Source organism: Methanolacinia petrolearia DSM 11571, from assembly GCF_000147875.1.
GTDB lineage: Archaea > Halobacteriota > Methanomicrobia > Methanomicrobiales > Methanomicrobiaceae > Methanolacinia > Methanolacinia petrolearia.
Genome location: NC_014507.1, coordinates 1,663,805 through 1,682,258, shown reverse-complemented (window position 1 = coordinate 1,682,258; position 18,454 = coordinate 1,663,805). Strand labels below are relative to the sequence as shown.

Here is an 18,454-nt window from a genome sequence, read left to right as displayed (position 1 = left end):
GGGGATAGACGAGTATCCCCTGCGTGGCAGGACGCGGTGTATTCAAGGCGTGTACGGTACGGGGTACCGGAGAAGAAAACTAACTTCAACAGCCCGTGGGACCCTCGCCGGTCCCCGGGCGTGCATGAGAGAACTATCTCAGGGCAAGGCCCCTGGGCAGGGGCCGTCCGGCGGCTCGGCCGCCGGTGCCGGGGTTGCCTGAGTGAGATCTAAATATACTAACATATCCAAATCAGGCGACCCCTCGCCGCGAGCCGCACTGCAGGCTCGCGGACCGGCCCCTACCGCGGGGCCTCTCCTTGCGATAGGCCACTCCGGGGATAGACAAGTATCCCCTGCGTGGCGGAACGCGGTGTACTCAAGGCGTGTATGGAATGGAACATGTCATAGCAGAATAAATTAAACAGCCCGGGGGACCCTTGCCGGTCCCCGGGCGTGCATGAGAGAACTATCTCAGGGCAAGGCCCCTGGGCAGGGGCCGTCCGGCGGCCTGGCCGCCAGTGCCGGGGTTGCCTGAATCAGATATGCTAGCAATCCGGCAGTGCTATCTTTTCTCGTGAGGGGGGAAGGAAATTTATCTCCCGCCTGCACCTCCGCCGCCGAATCCGCCGCCACCGCCGAAGCCTCCTCCGACTCCTCCGGGCCCCCCGCCCTGTGACGAGGGTGTGAAGGTTCTCATCGCGTAAAAGCCCATGTACCACGAGGTGTAGTGCGGGTAGAAGTATACTCCGCCGCCTTCGGACACGTCGAGGTCAAGGGTCTTCATCGCCTCTTCGACCTTGTCGCCGATCCCGAGAGCGGTTCCGTAGATGAGCCATTCGCCCCACATGTTGAGGTCTTCGGTCCCGTATTTTTTTATCTGGCTGAGGTCGGAGAGGAATTTTTTGAATGAGTTCCATTCCAGTTTTTCCTTGTAATAGTCCTCCTTCCAGCGTCCGAAGAGAGTGGTGGGGAACAGTGTTGCGACTATTGCCTGGACTATGATGACTCCGCCGAGAGCTGCCGAGAAGAACAGTTGTGTTGCCGCATCTGAAAAGAGGAAGAGCACTCCTATCGAGGCGACGATGACCAGGGCGCCGGCGATGTAGAACGGGATCAGGTAGACCCTTCCGTCGGTTGCGTATTTTTCCGAGAGGGATGCATCGGTATTTGACATCAGGCTGCTGAGACTGTCCCTGAGTGCTACTGCGATCCTTTCGTCCGCCTTTGATACCGCTGCTTTTTTGGAGATCTCATTGAAGTAGCCGGTATCGAGTTTGTTGTCGTCCTTTGTGTTTGCACTGATGAAGTTCAGGACCTTCTGTTCGTACCGGTCGTCTACGGTTGTGTCGAGGACTTCGATCACGATTCCTTTTTTGTCGTCTTTTTCCGTGATCCTGATCTTCTTCTGCTTATGAAGGCTGAGGAGAGTCGCGTAAAAGGCGTCCTGGTCGGATTCGAATGCGTCGCCTTTGAAGAGCAGGTTTACCTCCCACGGCCTGAGTTTGGGATTGGGGATTGTGCTTAGATATTCGGGGACCGTGTAATTGTTCTCTTTTCCCACCCTGAAATAGAGGAACAGGAGGAGGAACGGTGTCAGGATTATGATTATCTTCGCGATTATTCCGGTGATGTCAGCTACTGTGAACCCGAGGTAATAGCTGTTGTTCGCCGATTCGGTCTCTTCGATAACTCCGGGAACGTATTCCTTGTCGCCGGGGATTATGTCCGCGGCTTCGGGCTTGAGCAGCATCTCTACTTCGATCAGCTCGTCTTCGGGGGAGCTTCCGGTGATGATTACCTTTCCGTCTTCCTCAGTGGTTTCGTATCCGGGGGGATGCGTGAATGTGTCGGTTATCAGGTCCGAATCGAGGACGATCTTTACGTTCTTATACGGGATGTGCTCGCTTGCGAACATCAGGCTGATGTGGGCGGCCTCTTCGTCGTATTCGATCGGCGGGTAGATTACGTATGTGAATTCGACGGTGTACTGTCCGGCATCGAAGTACCCGGTGTCGACGATTCCCGCTTCGTTTGTATAAGCCTTCTGGCTGACGAAGGATTCGACCTGGCTGCTATCGGAGTTGAAGAGATATACTTCGCCGTTTTTGGTCTTGATGTATCCTGCCGTCCCTTCGGGTACCGTCATCCCGGTAAGTTCGATGCGGGACGATACGGGGATGTTCTGCGAGTTTTCGGCAGAGTAGAGGGAGGCCGACCAGACACGGTAGAGCATCCTGTAGTCCCCTGAAATCCTGACGTCGTATACGTAGCGTTCGGTAAGGGTTCCGTTCTCGTACCATGTGACCTCGTAGGAGTCGGCGACGAGATCGTCGGCGAACCCGGTGAGATCCGATCCGACGAGTCCCGGGCCGAAAATGGCGATGATCCCGATTATGAGCGTTACGATAAAGACTGCTGCAATCTGGGTTTTTTCTTCCATGCTCTCAGAATTCTATCTTCGGGGCCTTTTCGAGGTTTTCGTCTTCGAACTCGAGGTAGTCGAGCTTCTTTAGGTGGATCATGTTTCCGATGATGTTCGACGGGATCGTCTCGAGCATGGTGTTGAACTGCTGCGAGATGTTGTTGTAGGTGTAGCGCTGGCGGGCGATCTCGTCCTCGATGTCCTTTATCGAGTCCATCAGGGTTTTGACGGTCTGCGAGGTCTTCAGGTCGGGATAGTTCTCCATCACCGCGAAGAGGCGGCCGAGGACAGACCTGGATTCGGCTTCGATCTTGTTCAGGTCGCCTACTCCTGCACTGCCGACGCTGCTGCGCATCTTTGTTACGCCTTCGAGCGTCTCCTTCTCGAATTTTGCATAGCTCTTGACGGAGCCGAGGAGCTGGTCGATCATGTCGAGGCGCTTCTTCATCGCGACTTTTATCTGGCCGAGTGTTGCCTCGGACGAATTTTTCAGGCTGAAGAATTTGTTGTAGATGCTGACGAACCAGAGCACCAGCACGATTATTACAACAATTATTATTCCTAGTATTATGTATCCGATCATGGGATTTTCTCCTGTTTGTTGATGAGGTACTTTTGTGCTTTTGGGGATTTAAAAGGGTGGTTGGGAGATTAGAAATGATTAGTATGTAGGATTGTGAGTGGTTGATATTTTTCGATATTTTTTCCATGAAGATGTTTTATTAGATTAAAGAATCCTAATTACGTTTTATTTCAAACAAAAGGGATTTAATTCTCCATTCGTCAGGATATATTTTTTTGCATATAAATCCTTCAATTCTTTTATATCCTTAAGGATTATTTTATCTATCGCATCCAACTCATTCAAGTCCCCAGAAATTTCGTTAATGCGCCTATCAACATCAGGAATAGCCTGATTTTTCAAGATATTAATAATATTAGGATATAATTCTTCGATCAATTTTGAATATCCTTCATAGACAGAAATTTCCTGAGCTGTTCTAAAGGGATCGATAGTTAATACAATTATCATCCCTAAAATAACATCACAAAGTTCAGGATTTGATAATACATAACCTCCATGGTTATCTCCTAAAAATGAATCTTTATTTTCAAAGTCATTATTAATATTAAAAGAATACTGAGGTAATTCTGAAAAAATATTATCAATCATTTTGTGAAAATTATTGCTTAATATCTTTTTTTCTATGCAATAGAGTTCACCATCTATCGAAAGATATAATCTACGCCTTTCTTTTAAGTTGTTATTGATATTATCTATGAAATGTGAATAATTCCTGTTGTCTTTTTTATCAGGTTCTACAAATATATTGTGTATATCCAAGGAGAATGGCTTTCTTTCAGATATTGGGAACATTAGAGGGGAGAAATCTGAATTACTTTTTTCGCTTTTTTTAGACCAGTTTAGATCTTGCTTTTCAATTTTTATTATTTCACGATTTAATTCATCTTCAAGAATGTTTAAATTATTAATTTGTTCAAGTATTCTGGGTTTTTCGATCATCTTTATTGATAATTCAGTTTGTTTTGTGGATGCTTTCACAGATTTGTAAGTAAAAAATGCCATAACTGCTGTACATAAAGCTAATATTACCGTAGCTAAAGCTACTCCAATATTTGCCCAAGTTGATATTCCAATTTCCATCAACAGTAATTCTGACATAATTTATATACAATATTGGATTGGTCATAAATTATAAAAATAACCTTAGATTATAAATTTTTAATTTCCTTTAACAGGGTGTATATTAAATTTTGAATTCTATTGATTAATATCCAAAGTTTCAAAATTCTACACAAAATTATGTTTAAGCATTATAATTATGGGGCCTGAAAATTAAAAAAATCTTTATTTTGTTATTCTTTTTGATATTATATTAAAGAAAGATATTTTTATAAAAATCACTTTCTAATTAAATATAAAGGGGAATAAAAATTGGCAATGTATATTGATCCCAACTGGAGTTTTTTAGAGGCTGTTGAAGCCGCATACGCTTTTTATAGAGGTAACGGTGTCATGGCAAGAGGAAGACAATTCAATGCGTTAAGAAATTGGGGAAATGTTGTAGGAAAAAAAAGTGCAATTAATGAAATGGAGTCATTTATAAGAGAATGTGGGACAAAAAAAGGAGCTGCAGAAAAATTAGAGATTTCTGTCAGTACATTAAGAAGGCTTGAAATATTTTATGGGGCTCTTCCTGAAAAAAAATATGACGTTGCACTCTCTTTCTCTGGAAATGAGCGAGATTATGTAAAAATAGTAGCTGATTCTTTAATTAAAAATAAAATAAATGTTTTTTACGATGAATATGAGGAAGTCAATATGTGGGGTAAGAATTTAATTATACATCTTGAAGAAATTTTTTCAAATGAAGCAAGTTGTGTTGTTATTTTTGCTTCAAAAAATTATGTAGAAAAGGCATATCCTTGCTTAGAGAAAGATGCTGCTTTAGTAACAGCAATAAATTCAAAAAAGGAATACATCTTAATAGGCAAATTTGATGAAACTCAAATACCAGGAATCCCTCCTTCTATCAAATATATTGATTTGAAAAAAATTTCAGCAGAACAGTTTGCAGATTTAATTTACCAAAAGCTGAAATATTTGAGAGTAATTTAAATATTCTGTGCCATAATTTAAATTATGGGCGAATTTATTTTCAAAAATATCAATTTTTCGAAGAGCTAGCACAAATCCAACCCGCTCTCTAACAACCCTTACCTTCTTGCACCCTCTTTCTTCTGCGAGAAAGGATGCCTATCAAACCCTATTACAGTAAAGCAAACCTTAAATACCCCAAATCCAAGCCCAAATCATCGTTTTTTCAATCCACACAGAAGCACGGAGAGGGGCGATCTCATCTTCGTTAAGGTAAAACATCGTCCTGAAAAAAGAGTTGAATATAAGGCCGTTATATCTCTTCGATTCTTCCTTTTTTGGGAAAATAAATCGCAATCCGTCGTTTAATTTTTCATGTATGATCTATGGGTGTCTAATCCGGAAAATAACCCCAATTTGAGCTTACTTTTTTACGTATTGAGCGAGGGGAAGATTCACCCTCCCTTCAACCCTCCTCCTCGTCGCGATAGGTCGCCTCGGGACGGGCAAGCGTTCCTCCGGCTCCTTTTTTCTTTTCGAGTATATCTGAATTTTTTCCCGGCCGAGACTACCCGGAGGGTAGCATCCAGGCCGGGTTATCACGATTTGCGAAAATTCGCGAAGCGAATTGAGCATCGGGCTGCCCCGAAGGGGCTTACGCCCTAAATAGAAATAAAGAAATAAAAAAGGTTATGGCAGACCGATTGCTTTCAACTTTTGGGATTATTCGTAAAAAGTTTTGCAGATCCAAATAAATTTTTCGTCGCTGCAACTCCAAAAGTTGTATCCTATTTAGGGAACATAAAATCTATGATCTATTGTTATCTTGGAGATTGGGAATGATGCTGGAGATTGATCGTTTACCTGGCGATAAAACGGATTATATTGACATTTTCACAAAATTCTGTCCCAGTCTCATGAAAGGAACTGTATAGGAGGAAAGTCAGTTTGAAATCACCATATGAGTTAATTGCTGGTATTATCAACAGACATACTTTTATAGTTGCAGGAGTTGTGGTTGGGATTCTGCTTCTGGCGCTCTATGGCGCTTCGATGACTTCGATTGAGACAGGTACGGAGACCTATCTTTTTACCGACAGGCCCGTGGGATCGCTCCTCGTTCATTATGAAGAGATATTCGGAGCAGACTCAATAATACTGATTATCGAAGGAGATGATGTAACAACCCCCGACGTGCTTAATTATATTGAAGAGCTTGAAGAGGACATATCCGACGAAAGGTATATCAGCAGCGTCACCGGACTGCCCGATCTGTTAAAACTGGTAAGCGGAGGGGAAATTCCGCAGTCCCAGGCAGAGATCAACAATTACATCGATTATCTCTCCTACAGCTACGGGGATTACATCGACTCAATTCTTCCGTCAAAGATGATGACGCTCGTATCGATCCCTCTTGAAACAGGTTATCCCGAGAGTTCGGAAGAAAATATTGTAAATAATATTCATACGGCTATCAGGATCTCTTCTCCGCCTCCCGGTATTTCCATAACCGAAACCGGAACACTCGCTTTTGCCGTGGAGATGAAAGAAGATATTCAGAAGAATATGACGAACCTCATAACTCTGGCGATGATCCTTATGGTCGTTGCTATGGCACTGATGTTCGGACATGTCAGGTACAGGATGCTTCCCGTATTGGTCGTATTCTGCGGGATTATTCTTACTTTCGGAGTTATGGGACTGACCGGGATACAGATAAGCATGGTCGTCGTTGCCGCATTCCCGGTTCTGATAGGCATAGGTATAGACTATGCCATACAGTTCCAGTCGAGGTTTGATGAGGAGGTCCGTCACTCTTCAATTCAGAAAGCCATATGGATCACAATCACAAGCTCGGGGCCTTCCATACTTAAAGCGATGATTGCAACGGCTCTTGGTTTTGTTGCTCTGTCACTGCTTGCTCCGTCTCCGATGATATCAGATTTTGGAACGATATGTATTGTCGGAATCGTCTGCTGTTATCTATGTGCAATGATAATCGTACCGGTATTTGCAAAAATTGTAAAATACAGGCCTAAATATGACTATAATGGGGCAGACGGTTTCGATTCCCCGGCACAGAACGGGAATAAGATTTCGATAATGGAAAAATATGATAATCTGCTCGGGAGGTTTGCGTTAAAAATCGCGAAAAATCCTGTACCTGTTCTGCTTATTCTAATAATGCTCGCAATAATCGGAATACAACTTGATTCAAAAGTTATAATCGATACCGACGAGGACATGATGGTCGATCAGGACATGCCTGCAATGGTTTCGATGAATAAACTCACAAGTGTGATGGGGTCCACAAACACAATTACAGCGTATGTAAAAGCGGATTCGATTAAAGACTACAACACGTTAAAATACATGGATAATTTCGGGGAATATGCTCTCTCGAAACATACCGAGCTGACCGGTGTGAAAAGTATCGTGACGTACATCAAACTATACAACGGTGGAGTTCTCCCGGAGGATAAAGAGACCCTTGAAAAGATCTGGAAGAGTCTTCCCGGGAACATAGTCGACAGCTACGTAAACGGGAACACAGAGGCTGTTATCGAATTTTCACTGGAAGACCTGACAATTCCGGAAACTCAGAAACTGATATCCAATATGGAGGATGATCTTGACTGGTACGTCCTGCACCCCGGAATGGATATAACATATACAGGTAAACTTGTGATGTTTGTAGATCTAATAAACGGGATTAGCGATACTAAAAATCCGATGACCTACTTTGGCCTGATTCTTATATCCATATTCCTGATCGCAGTATACCGGAGATTCACAGCCATATCACCCGTCATTCCGATTTTAATGATTGTCGGGTGGAACGGTCTTATCATGTACTCCCTTGGACTGAATTACTCGCTTCTGACTGCCACTCTCGGGGCAATGACAATAGGAGTCGCTTCCGAGTACACAATTCTCATTATGGAGAGATATGAAGAAGAGAGAGATAAAGGAAATGATCTGTATTCTGCAATACAGACCGCAATCCAGAAGATCGGAACTGCGATAACCGTTTCTGGAATGACTACCGTTTTCGGATTTTCCGCTCTTCTGCTTTCGACATCGCCGATAATCCAGAACTTTGGACTTGTGACGGTGATTACAGTGGGCTTCTCACTCATCGGTGCAATAGTGGTGATGCCTGCCGTGATATCGGTTATGGATAGGTTTAGGCCGGAGGGTCTACCAGGATAACCGGGATGTCGTCCCGGATTTTTTTAAGGGTATGCGATCTCCTCCTTTCAGTATCCTCTGTCTATCGCGATAAGTCGCCTTTGGGATGAACAAGCATCCCTCCGGCTCTTAATATTCACCTGAGAGCTGCCCGCGAGGGCAGCAATATCGCCGGCGCAAAGCCCTGGGGTCAGGGCCGTGTTCGCGAAGCGAAACTGGCGCAAGGGTTGCCAACCGAAGGGTTGTGGATCTTTCAATACCCAAATCAACCTTCAACTTTTTAGAATCATGATATAATAAGAAAAAAGCACCATATATTAAAAAAAGGTAGAAAAATGCCGGAGATAATAATGGGCCCGGATGTCAAAAAAATCAGGGAGCAGATGTATTCGCTTGTCAGCCTGGATCATGCATCATCGGTTCTCGATCTTGGCTGCGGTTACGGTAACGATCTTTTCAGCCTGGGGCAGAGATGCGGTGCAGATGTAAAACTAACCGGAATAGATTCTGCTTTTAAGCCAATTGAAAAGGCCCGTGAAAAAACATGTAGTGATCCGAGATTTTCATTTATCCACAAAGACATTGAATCCGGTCTGCCTTTTGAAGACGAAAGTTTTGATGTCGTCTGGTCCTGCAACCTCCTTGAGTGCATTAAAGATAAGAACGCTCTCCTTTCGGAGGTATGCAGGGTTTTGAAGCCCGGCGGTCAGGTCGTCTTCAGCCACATCGACTGGGATACGCAGGTCATCAACGGTACAGACAAACAACTCATCCGGAAGATGGTCGCCGCCTTCAGCGACTGGACCCAGGGATGGATGAATGTGAGCGACGGCTGGATGGGAAGGAGGATGGCGGGGCTTTTCAGGAATCATGAATATTTTTCCGGCGAAGTCATTCCGTTCGTTCTCGTCAACGATAGTTATACTCCCGGACTATACGGGTACGACAGGATTAAAGATTTCGAGACAATGGCGGAAGAGGGATTGATCAGCGGAGAAGACCTTGCTTCATTCCAAAAAGATCTTGAAGAAACGATCTCCGAAGGTAATTTTTTCTACAGCGTCACGATGTATGTTTTCAACGGTAAAAAAAACTGTAAGAGATAAGAGTTGATCGTTTTCTTATCTCCTCAATTTGTCTTCATCCTTTTTCTGGCAATCTTCTCAACAATAATCCCGATCATCACATAGACCGGATTAACCGAAACGTACGTGAAGTAATGCGTCCCGGGAGAAAGCCATCCCTTTTCATTCCAGTACTGGTAGTCATATGGCGATTCGTCCACGACCTGCGACATTGCACCCTTCTGCCCGTGGAAGATAATGACATTCATGAGCCCCGGCCTTTTTCTCTTACTGCTGTTCAGTGAGGAAGAGAATTTCTTTGCGGCATTTTCTAGTATGACGTCGCTCTTCTTTTTCAGAATTTCGTGGTCGTCGCCTTCGGTAATAATCGCAGCTTTCCCTGCAATATCAAATCCCCAGATTCCTGTGAACATCTCCATGTACTTCAGGACATCTTTGTGCCCAAGAAAACCGGTGGTAGTAAGCAGAAATGCTTTCTTATCGAAGAATCGCGGCCTGTGGAAGAAGTAGCTGAACCTGTCGACAAAGGTTTTCATAAGCCCTGTTACATTCAGGCCGTAAACCGGCGAGGCGAAGATCACGGCATCGGCTCCCGTCAGTTTATCCCGTATTGCTAAGGCTTCGTCATGAATCGGACATTTTTCCTCGCCCTTTGAAAAGCACGAAAGGCATCCCCTGCATGGCTGGAGATCCGCATCCTTAAGCCAGAGGTATTCGAAATCAACCGCACGGTACCTCTGCATCTTTTCCCGGAGCTCTTCGCATGCACGATAGGTATTCCCCTTCCGCGGGCTTCCCATAATAACGAGGATATTCAACGGTTCTTCTTCAGTCATGCTGCATCATTTTTCTTTTAGATCAAGGTATCTTCATTTTTTCTGATTCAATGTTTGCATAACCTTACGAAAAAGTGCATCTTCGTTCGGAAAATCCTACACTCCATGCTTCGATAACCGGGGCAATTCTTTAAGATCAATTTCTATTTCTCAATATTATTCTGAACCGCAGTAATATGGCACACCTCGTATTTCGGACAATCCACGTGGCACTCTGTCCGGACTTTAAAGAGGGCTTTAATGATCTCGATCCACCTGGAACGAAGTTCGTCCCGTTCGACACCGAGGAGGTACATCACCCGCATACCGTTGAACAGTGCAACAAAAGCGATCGCAAGGGTGCGTGGATCGGTCATTTCAGTAACCTGGCCCTTTTCCTGCCTTTTTGCGATGGCTTGCGCCGGATACTCGATACCCTGTTTCATGCGTTCTACGGAAAACTCCCTGAGCACAGGTTCACGTACGGTCATCGCGAATATTTCGAAGAGTAGCGCATGTTCGTTGAGATTGGGCGACAGCATCTGGTCAAAGGTCTCGATCCATACCTCTACCGGGCAAATATCCGGACCCCTGGGCGTATTAATCCTGCGGTACTGCTCCTGAAGGATCTTTGCGCTCTCGATGATCAGTTCATCTTTATTCTTAAAATAGCGGTAGAGAGCCGGCTTGGTTACATCGAGACGTTTCGCGATATCATCCATTGTAGTCTTGCAGTATCCCTTGTCATACATGACTTCAAGCCCGGCTTCGACAATTCTCCGTTTTGCCTCTTCTTTATATTCCGGTACTATCTTTGGCATCATCATCACCTCTTCCATGAAAATGGGTAGCAATTCTATAATAGTATAACTACACAAGCACAAATGTTACTAGTAAGTAACTTTAATTAATTATTGGTAGAAAAATAGAATTGTTGAAGTACGGCAGTCTTGCGGAATAAATTCTGGTGGTATCCGGTGTTCCTGCGGTTGCTGTAACTGACAACTCTGAGGCAAATATGACTATATCAACAAAGAACGGAAAAATAACGGTATTCACCGGCGGGCGGATCCTCACAATGGACCCCGAACAGGATCATGCAGGTGCAGTTGTAATTAAAGACGACCTCATAATAGACGTCGGCGATGCAGGGATTGCGAAACAGTTCCCCGATGCAGAAATAATCGATCTGGGCGACCGGACCCTCCTGCCCGCATTTATCGATTCACATAATCATTTATCATCATTCAGCTGTTTCTTCCCCGGATGGGCAAACCTGTTCGACATTGTAACAAAGGAAGATCTCCTGGATGCAATAGCAAAACACGCAGAAAAAAATCCCGGAGACGGCTGGATTGTCGGTTTCGGGTGGCTGGATGCACGATCCGGCGGGATTCCCTTGTCACGGGAGGATCTTGACGAAATCAGCTCCTCTCGTCCGATACTAGTAATCCAGGCCACTTTTCACATGAGTGTCGCGAACAGCCGGGCGCTGGAAATTGCAGGCATCGACAGGTCGACACCCGATCCACGATGCGGGATCATTATGCGGGAGGCCGACGGGGTGCCAACCGGCGTTCTGATCGAGAATGCGCAGGCCCCTGTATATGGTCTGACCATGAAGGCCGCCACCCGCGAACATGCAGATCTCATCCGGGCACGGGCAGAAGAACTTCTCCCGTTCGGTGTGACTGCAATCCACGATCCGGGTGTCACTCCTGCCGCAGCAGCGGCGTATCACCTTCTTCATGATGAGGGGGAACTGCCGGTCTCTGTGCTTATGATGCCCCACGGCGCAACGCTTCTCGACAACCATCCGGGAGCATGGCTTGAAGGGCCCGCAACAGGCATCGGCGATCAACATCTCCGCATAGGCCCGGTCAAAGTCTTTGCCGACGGGGCAACGCAGGAAACGGTGGCGTTTGCCATGACAATTCAGGGCAGGAACATACAGAGCGGCAGTTACCGTGACGACTTCGCTGACATTCTGCTTGATGCAACACGACGCGGTTTCCGGGTTTGTGTCCATTCTTTTGGGAACGTCACCACGGATGCGGTTCTGGATGCGTTTGAAAAAGCCGCAGAATCTGCTCCTGCCGGTTTTGAAATGCGACCCCGCCTGGAGCACGTAACCCTTCGGAATCCCAGATCCAACGTCTTGCCGACATGGGAGGGTGCGCCTGCATCCAGCCCCAGTTTCTCATGCGGGCAGGTAGTTACGCTCGGGCTCCGGTAGAGAATGCACGGTGGCTGGCCTATGCCGACCTCTTTCGTGCCGGCGTTCATGTTGCCGCATCCAGCGACGATCCCGGCGGGTTTATTGATGCACGGGACCCGATCCGGGGGGCCGTGATGGGATCGACAATGAGCAACGGGGACGGGAATACCGTATTCCCGGATCAGGTGCTGCCTTTCGAAACATGGCTTTGGATGTATACGGCCGGGGGTGCCCATGCCGGAGGGCAGGAGAACGAACGCGGGATGCTGAAGAAAGGGCTCGTCGCGGATCTCGTAATACTCGAGGGAGAGCTCGATCCCCGCAATCCTCCGGTAGTCGATGAAACATGGAAGGACGGCAGGATCGTGTACCGGCACAAAAAAGCGGAAGAGTCCGCATGAACCGGACCGGGATCACTGAGAACATGTCCCATGAGGACGAACGCAACCTGCGGGTGAAAGGTCTCATCTCCGGAATGTTCTCCGTGATTATTATGGGGATTATCCTTTTCCTATCGTCGGGGACTCTTAAATGGCCGATGGCATGGGTGATTCTCATCGCAGTAGGTGCTGCTACCGTTCTTGTCACTTTGTTCTGTAGCCCCGATCTGATCGTGGAACGTATGAATAAACAGGCAGGGGCGAAGGACTGGGATATGCGAATGGTCAGGGTAATGAATCTTTTTGGTCTTCTGCCGCTTCTGGTCGCAGGACTTGACATGCGGTTTGGGTGGACCGGGCAGATCCCGATTTCCGTCCAGGCTGTGGCCCTTGGCATCTTCATACTTGGTTATGTTATCTTTTCGTGGGCAATGCTTACAAACCGGTTCTTTTCGCTCGTTGTCCGTATCCAGGACGAAAAGGGTCACCGTACCGTCACAACCGGCCCCTACCGTTTTGTCCGTCATCCCGGTTACCTTGGATTTTTTCTGATCGTTATCACACAACCTCTGGTACTTGGATCTCTCTATGCCTTGCTTCCTGCCCTGATAACGGCGGCACTCTTTGTTGTGAGAACAAAAAGGGAAGATGATACGCTTTTCCGTGAGCTTAATGGATACCTGGAATATTCAAATAAAGTCAGATATCGCCTTATCCCCGGGATATGGTAAAAAATTACCTGACTACTAAAAATTCTTTTGAAAAAAGACTGAATCGTGTTTATTAGCATATTATACGGATAATCTAATTCCGATTATCCCGCCGGGGAGATTTGGTCCGACTCTGTCGGTCATCGGCATGACTTCTGAGGGCAAGATTATAAAATGAGCTCCGGGAATATATTCAGGTAAACATAAAAGGTTTAATCTGATATATGGTTCAGAATAATCATGGCAGGGAAGGAGCCCGGGTCGGAAGATCAAATATATAGATGGTAAATATGAGAGGAGACCCTTCGATTTCACCGGTAGTTTCAGAAATTGTTAATGCTGCACTATGGGGAATGGAGGGAATACGATTTGAAAATCTTGACAAGTGTCCTTATTGCAAGGGTAAGATTCGCGGGTACGATTTTAAAAAGAAGCATTTCGCCTGTGTCCTGTCCGAAGGAAAACCTTACTATATCGATGTAGCTGTCAAGAGATTTTTCTGCCATGAGTGCGGGAGGCTCTCATATGCCTACGAACCGTTCTATCCCGGGACAAGAATGGGCATACCTGTTGTGGACCTCTGCGTAAGCCTTGGCAGTTCGATGCCTTTCAACCGGGTCTCCGGCGTCCTGAAAAAGATGAATGTCGTCGTCGACAGGGGCACTGTCAGAAACTACGTTAATATGCAATATCATGAAGAACGATGTGTGGATATGTTCGGACTGAATCTTCCTTTTTCTATTATGAATCTCGGCATTAAAGTCATTAATAAGGCCGGTGCTCCCATGTCCGGCGACGAGGCTTTAGTCGCTATGGGTTTTGATCCGCACAAACTGAAGGGTCTTTATTAAGACATACGGATTCATCAATACTGCTGTTGGATTAATGGCCATAATAATCCAGGCTCTTCGCTAATCTTTGTGGGCCTAAAGGCAAGTTTCACTATTTTTGGCAACCCCTCGCCGCGAGCCGCACAGCAGGCTCGCGGATCGGCCCCGACCCCGGGGCCTCTCTATTGTGATAGGCCACTCCGGGGATAGACGAGTATCCCCTGCGTGGCGGGACGCGGTGAATTCAAAGCGTGTCCGGAATTGAATACCGGAGAAAAAATCTAACTTCAACAGTCCGGGGACCCTTGTCGGTCCCCGGGCGTGCAATGAGAAAATAATCTCAGGGCAAGGCCCCTGGGCAGGGGCCGTCCGGCGGTCTTTGACCGCCGGTGCCGGGGTTGCCGAAGAAAGATATGTAGATAGCAAAGTGCCAAAGAGTTTATTGGAATTTAGGTAGGGGATTTAAAAGGTCTCGATCAGGATTTCCAAACAAAACCAAATTCAACAGCCTGGGGGACCCTCGCCGGTCTCCGGGGTCGCATGAGCAATAATCCGTACACACAATAAAAAAGAAATTAAAGTCAAAAGGTATTTGCCGGGATGGGAAAATGATCTTTGTGTGGATTCGGATAATCTAAATTCAGTTTAAATAGTTATATTGTTATCCGAATTAAGACATATTGATTAATTAACAGCGTTAAAGTCATCAGACCGGTCTTTGAATTTCCAGAAGAACTTCATGAACCTGAAAGAACCGGTGAACAGGCATTTAACCGGCGGATATGTTAGTATGATGAAAAAATTCATGGAGATCCGGGCCGTAAGGGATGTAAAACAGATATTAAAGGAGATAACTCCGGACACCGGAGGAGAAACCGTCTCCCTCGAAGAGAGTGTAGGGAGGGTTCTTTATGAAGACGTCATCTCCGGTATAAACGTCCCCGGCTTTTCAAAATCCACGGTAGACGGTTATGCATTACTTTCTGACGACACCACAGGTGCAGGCGAATCGATCCCGGCAATAATGGAATATAAGGGGAGGATCGAGATGGGACAGCCCCCGTGTTCCCCGCTCTTTCACGGAGAATGCATGTATGTTCCCACCGGGGCCGCCATTCCGGAAAACTGCGATGCAGTTGCAATGGTCGAGTACTGTGAGTTTCTCGGGGACGAAGTTCTCGTCCAAAAACCTCTTGCAAACGGGGAAAATATTGTCCTGAAAGGGGAGGACTTCAGGGAAGGCGAGACAGCACTATGTGCAGGTACAGTTTTACGGCCCCAGGACTGCGGGGTTCTTGCCGCACTCGGCATTGAAAATATTCAGGCCTCAAGGCGGCCTGTAGTCGGTATAATCTCAACAGGAAACGAACTCGTTCCGGTATCCGTTATACCGGGAGCGGCACAGATCCGTGATATAAACTCCTCGCTTTGCGAATCGTTCCTTATAAAATCCAACTGTATACCCCGGAAATACGGGATCGTCAGGGATGACAGGGAGATCCTTTTGGAGACCGTAAAAAAGGCCTCTGAAGAATGCGACGCCATACTTATATCGGGCGGAAGCTCGAAGGACGAAAACGATCTCACGGTATCGGTTATAAACGAACTCGGGGAGGTAATAGTCCACGGAATCGCAATCGCACCGGGCAAGCCCACAATTATTGGCACCATATGCGGCAAACCGGTGATCGGCCTTCCGGGCCATCCCTCTTCTGCTTTTATCATACTCATGGCCCTCGTCGATGACATGCTATGGGGAATGCAGGGAACAATACCAATGCGGATGATAAAAACCGCCCGGCTTTCCGAGAACATACCATCCTCAATAGGAAGAGAGGATTATGTCCGGGTGATCCTGAACGAGGACCAGGCGATACCTCTGTTCGGAAAGTCCAGCCTCATCAACACCCTGAAAAATAGCTTCGGAATAGTCATTGTCCCGGAAAGTCTGGAAGGCCTCGAGGAAGGCGAGACCGTGGAAGTGATGTATGGTAAAAAGATATCTCGACCTGACGTCCCTCGAAGATGCAAAGAAGATAATCAGGGAAGAGTTCGAGCTCAAACCCCGGACAAAAACAGTTCCGGTTACCAGTTCTCTTGGCAGAGTCACTGCCGGACCGATATTCTCCAGGTACTCGATCCCTATGACGCACCTCAGCGCAATGGACGGCATAGCCGTAAAGACTGCGGACACCAGGGGTGCATCGGAACAGAGACCGGTGAAGATCACCGATTCAGTACGGATTAACACCGGAAATATTGTTCCTCCCGGTTATGATGCGGTAATCATGATCGAGGATGTGAGGGAGGAAAAGGACGGATATGTAATACGCAAAGCCGCTGCAAAATGGCAGAATGTCCGGCCGGCCGGGGAGGATATCGGGGAGTACGAGATGATACTTCCTTCGCTTCACAGGATCAGGCCGGCAGACATCGGGGCACTTGTCGCCTATGGTCTGGAGGAAGTAGAAACTATCGAAGTAAGGGCGGGAATCATTCCAACGGGATCTGAACTGACCGGGTGCGGCGAACCGCTGAAGGCAGGATGCGCAATAGAGAGCAACTCGCATATGGCGGCGGCGATGCTCCGGGAGGCCGGTGCCGACTGTAAGAGATACGGGATCGTCAGGGACGACAGCGAGAATATAATGGACGCCATTGAAACCGGAATCCGTGAAAACGACTTTCTCCTTGTATCCGCAGGCTCTTCCGCCGGGACAAAGGACTTTACCGCCCAGGTGATCTCGAAGCTCGGCGAAGTTCTCGTTCACGGGATATCGATCAAACCTGCAAAACCTGCAATTATCGGGAAGATCGGTGATAAACCGGTGATTGGTCTCCCCGGTTACCCCCTTGCCTCGTGGACAATAATGAGGGAACTGGTATGGCCGCTTCTCGGATATTACGGCCTGCACCCCCCCGAGGCGGTGACATTAAACGCCGAAATTGCACAGGCATTACCTTCCCCGTCGGGGACCGAAGAGTTCGTCCTTCTCTCGGCTGCGGATATCGACGGGAGGTACGTCGCGGTTCCCCAGTCGAGGGGAGCGGGCGTCCAGATGAGCGCCGTCCGGGCGAACGCATATATGAAGATTTCTTCCCGGTCCGAAGGGATCGAAACAGGCGAAAGATCGGAGATCACTCTTCTTGCAGATAAACACCTGATCGACAGTGCGTTCCTGATCACCGGAAGCCACGACCCCTGCCTGGATTACGTTGCCGATATGGCGGCAGTAAAAGGGACAAACGTGTACTCCTGCCATGTCGGGAGCATGGGAGGAATTCTTGCACTGAAGAGGCACATGTGCCACGCCGCACCAACCCATCTCCTCTCCCCCGATGGCGACTACAACACGCAATACCTGAGAAAATATCTGCCGGGCGAAGATCTGGTTCTCATCTGCGTAGCCGACAGGCAGCAGGGGATCGCCTCGAAGGACGGGATCAGGTTCGAGGAACTTGAGGAGCATACGTATGTCAACCGCCAGAGGGGATCGGGAACACGGGTCCTTCTCGACTACATGCTCGGGCAAAAGGGAATGGACAGTTCGAAGATCAGCGGATACGAACGCGAGATGAACACCCATCTCGATGTAGCGCTCGCGATAAAGAACGGCGATGCCGAGGCGGGGATGTGCACCCTGAGTGCTGCAAACATACATGGCCTGAAGTTCGTGCCTGTCGCGACCGAGAAGTACGAACTTGCGATGTATGCCAAAACACTCGAAGACGAGAGAACGAAGATCGTCTGCGACGCCATCCGCTCCCAGGCCTTTAAGGACATTCTTAAAGGGATCGGGGGTTATATCACGGAATATACCGGCGTTCTGAGATATGTTTGATTTTTTTATTTCATAATTTATTTTGGCAACCCCGGCACCGGCGGCCAAAGACCGCCGGACGGCCCCGGCCTCGGGGCCTTGCCTTAAGATAGTTCTCTCATTGCACGCTCAGGGGACCAGCGAGGGTCCCCTAAGCTGTTGAAGTAAGATTGATTTGCGACGTCCTTTTTACACGCTATGGATTTACCGCGTTTCGCCGCTCTGGGGATACTCGTCTATCCCCTGAGTGGCTTATCATGATAGAGAGGCCCCGAGGTCGGGGCCGATCCGCGGGCCAGCGGAGTGGCACGCGGCGAGGGGTTGCCGAAGAAAGAGATGCAGACAACAAAACCTTATTTTAAAATATTTTATTCTCTAC

At 47.4% G+C, this 18,454-nt stretch carries 11 protein-coding genes and 2 pseudogenes; 8 read left to right on the top strand and 5 right to left on the bottom strand.

Features of this window, described 5'->3' with window-relative positions:
• Positions 1–574: 574 nt before the first annotated feature.
• The 3 genes from MPET_RS08350 to MPET_RS08340 form a co-directional block, all read right to left on the bottom strand.
• On the bottom strand, positions 575–2,422 hold the full coding sequence (locus tag MPET_RS08350) for a DUF2207 domain-containing protein (RefSeq protein WP_013329578.1): 1,848 nt from the start codon (positions 2,420–2,422) through the stop codon (positions 575–577).
• A 4-nt stretch (positions 2,423–2,426) separates the two neighbouring features.
• A complete protein-coding gene (locus MPET_RS08345) occupies positions 2,427–2,987 on the bottom strand; it encodes a LemA family protein (protein WP_013329577.1) in 561 nt (186 codons plus the stop codon).
• 165 nt (positions 2,988–3,152) lie between these two features.
• Positions 3,153–4,070 carry a hypothetical protein gene (locus tag MPET_RS08340; RefSeq protein WP_013329576.1) on the bottom strand — a complete coding sequence of 306 codons (918 nt, stop codon included), beginning with the start codon at positions 4,068–4,070 and terminating at the stop codon, positions 3,153–3,155.
• 297 nt (positions 4,071–4,367) lie between these two features.
• Between MPET_RS08340 and MPET_RS14530 the strand changes: the two genes are divergently transcribed.
• From MPET_RS14530 to MPET_RS08325, 3 genes are all read left to right on the top strand, one after another.
• The gene (locus tag MPET_RS14530; RefSeq protein ID WP_013329575.1) at positions 4,368–5,045 is read left to right on the top strand and encodes a toll/interleukin-1 receptor domain-containing protein; all 678 of its coding nucleotides are present in this window, start codon (positions 4,368–4,370) and stop codon (positions 5,043–5,045) included.
• Between the two features lie 927 nt (positions 5,046–5,972).
• Positions 5,973–8,237, top strand: a complete 2,265-nt coding sequence (locus MPET_RS08330; protein WP_013329574.1) for an efflux RND transporter permease subunit — start codon at positions 5,973–5,975, stop codon at positions 8,235–8,237.
• Between the two features lie 314 nt (positions 8,238–8,551).
• Complete coding sequence (locus MPET_RS08325) at positions 8,552–9,322, top strand: methyltransferase domain-containing protein (protein ID WP_048130792.1); 771 nt, start codon at positions 8,552–8,554, stop codon at positions 9,320–9,322.
• 23 nt (positions 9,323–9,345) lie between these two features.
• On the opposite strand, the gene MPET_RS08320 is transcribed toward MPET_RS08325, so the two are convergent.
• A complete protein-coding gene (locus MPET_RS08320) occupies positions 9,346–10,137 on the bottom strand; it encodes a flavodoxin family protein (protein WP_013329572.1) in 792 nt (263 codons plus the stop codon).
• A gap of 143 nt (positions 10,138–10,280) precedes the next feature.
• A complete protein-coding gene (locus MPET_RS08315; RefSeq protein ID WP_225353804.1) occupies positions 10,281–10,943 on the bottom strand; it encodes a TetR/AcrR family transcriptional regulator in 663 nt (220 codons plus the stop codon).
• Between the two features lie 191 nt (positions 10,944–11,134).
• On the opposite strand from MPET_RS08315, the pseudogene MPET_RS08310 reads away from it, so the two are divergent.
• The 5 genes and pseudogenes from MPET_RS08310 to MPET_RS08290 all read left to right on the top strand — a co-directional run bounded on the left by MPET_RS08310 (position 11,135) and on the right by MPET_RS08290 (position 18,096).
• Positions 11,135–12,735, top strand: a pseudogene (locus MPET_RS08310) (amidohydrolase).
• The gene (locus MPET_RS08305; RefSeq protein ID WP_225353803.1) at positions 12,681–13,445 is read left to right on the top strand and encodes a methyltransferase family protein; all 765 of its coding nucleotides are present in this window, start codon (positions 12,681–12,683) and stop codon (positions 13,443–13,445) included. Before MPET_RS08310 ends, MPET_RS08305 begins: the two are co-directional and overlap by 55 nt.
• Before the next feature lie 260 nt (positions 13,446–13,705).
• Positions 13,706–14,275: a hypothetical protein gene (locus MPET_RS08300; RefSeq protein WP_013329569.1), complete on the top strand. Its 570-nt coding sequence runs from the start codon at positions 13,706–13,708 to the stop codon at positions 14,273–14,275.
• 718 nt (positions 14,276–14,993) lie between these two features.
• A pseudogene (locus tag MPET_RS08295) lies at positions 14,994–16,229 on the top strand (molybdopterin molybdotransferase MoeA); the annotation flags it as partial.
• A gap of 13 nt (positions 16,230–16,242) precedes the next feature.
• Entirely contained in the window at positions 16,243–18,096 is a 1,854-nt protein-coding gene (locus MPET_RS08290; RefSeq protein WP_013329568.1) for a molybdopterin biosynthesis protein, read from the top strand.
• Positions 18,097–18,454 lie beyond the last annotated feature (358 nt).

What these genes read in the sequence shown, in the direction of transcription:
- MPET_RS08350 (WP_013329578.1), bottom strand. Translation starts at nt 2,422, where the DNA reads ATGGAAGAAAAAACCCAGATTGCAGCAGTCTTTATCGTAACGCTCATA.
- MPET_RS08345 (WP_013329577.1), bottom strand. Translation starts at nt 2,987, where the DNA reads ATGATCGGATACATAATACTAGGAATAATAATTGTTGTAATAATCGTG.
- MPET_RS08340 (WP_013329576.1), bottom strand. Translation starts at nt 4,070, where the DNA reads ATGGAAATTGGAATATCAACTTGGGCAAATATTGGAGTAGCTTTAGCT.
- MPET_RS14530 (WP_013329575.1), top strand. Translation starts at nt 4,368, where the DNA reads ATGTATATTGATCCCAACTGGAGTTTTTTAGAGGCTGTTGAAGCCGCA.
- MPET_RS08325 (WP_048130792.1), top strand. Translation starts at nt 8,552, where the DNA reads ATGCCGGAGATAATAATGGGCCCGGATGTCAAAAAAATCAGGGAGCAG.
- MPET_RS08320 (WP_013329572.1), bottom strand. Translation starts at nt 10,137, where the DNA reads ATGACTGAAGAAGAACCGTTGAATATCCTCGTTATTATGGGAAGCCCG.
- MPET_RS08315 (WP_225353804.1), bottom strand. Translation starts at nt 10,943, where the DNA reads ATGATGATGCCAAAGATAGTACCGGAATATAAAGAAGAGGCAAAACGG.
- MPET_RS08305 (WP_225353803.1), top strand. Translation starts at nt 12,681, where the DNA reads ATGGAAGGACGGCAGGATCGTGTACCGGCACAAAAAAGCGGAAGAGTC.
- MPET_RS08300 (WP_013329569.1), top strand. Translation starts at nt 13,706, where the DNA reads ATGGTAAATATGAGAGGAGACCCTTCGATTTCACCGGTAGTTTCAGAA.
- MPET_RS08290 (WP_013329568.1), top strand. Translation starts at nt 16,243, where the DNA reads ATGGTAAAAAGATATCTCGACCTGACGTCCCTCGAAGATGCAAAGAAG.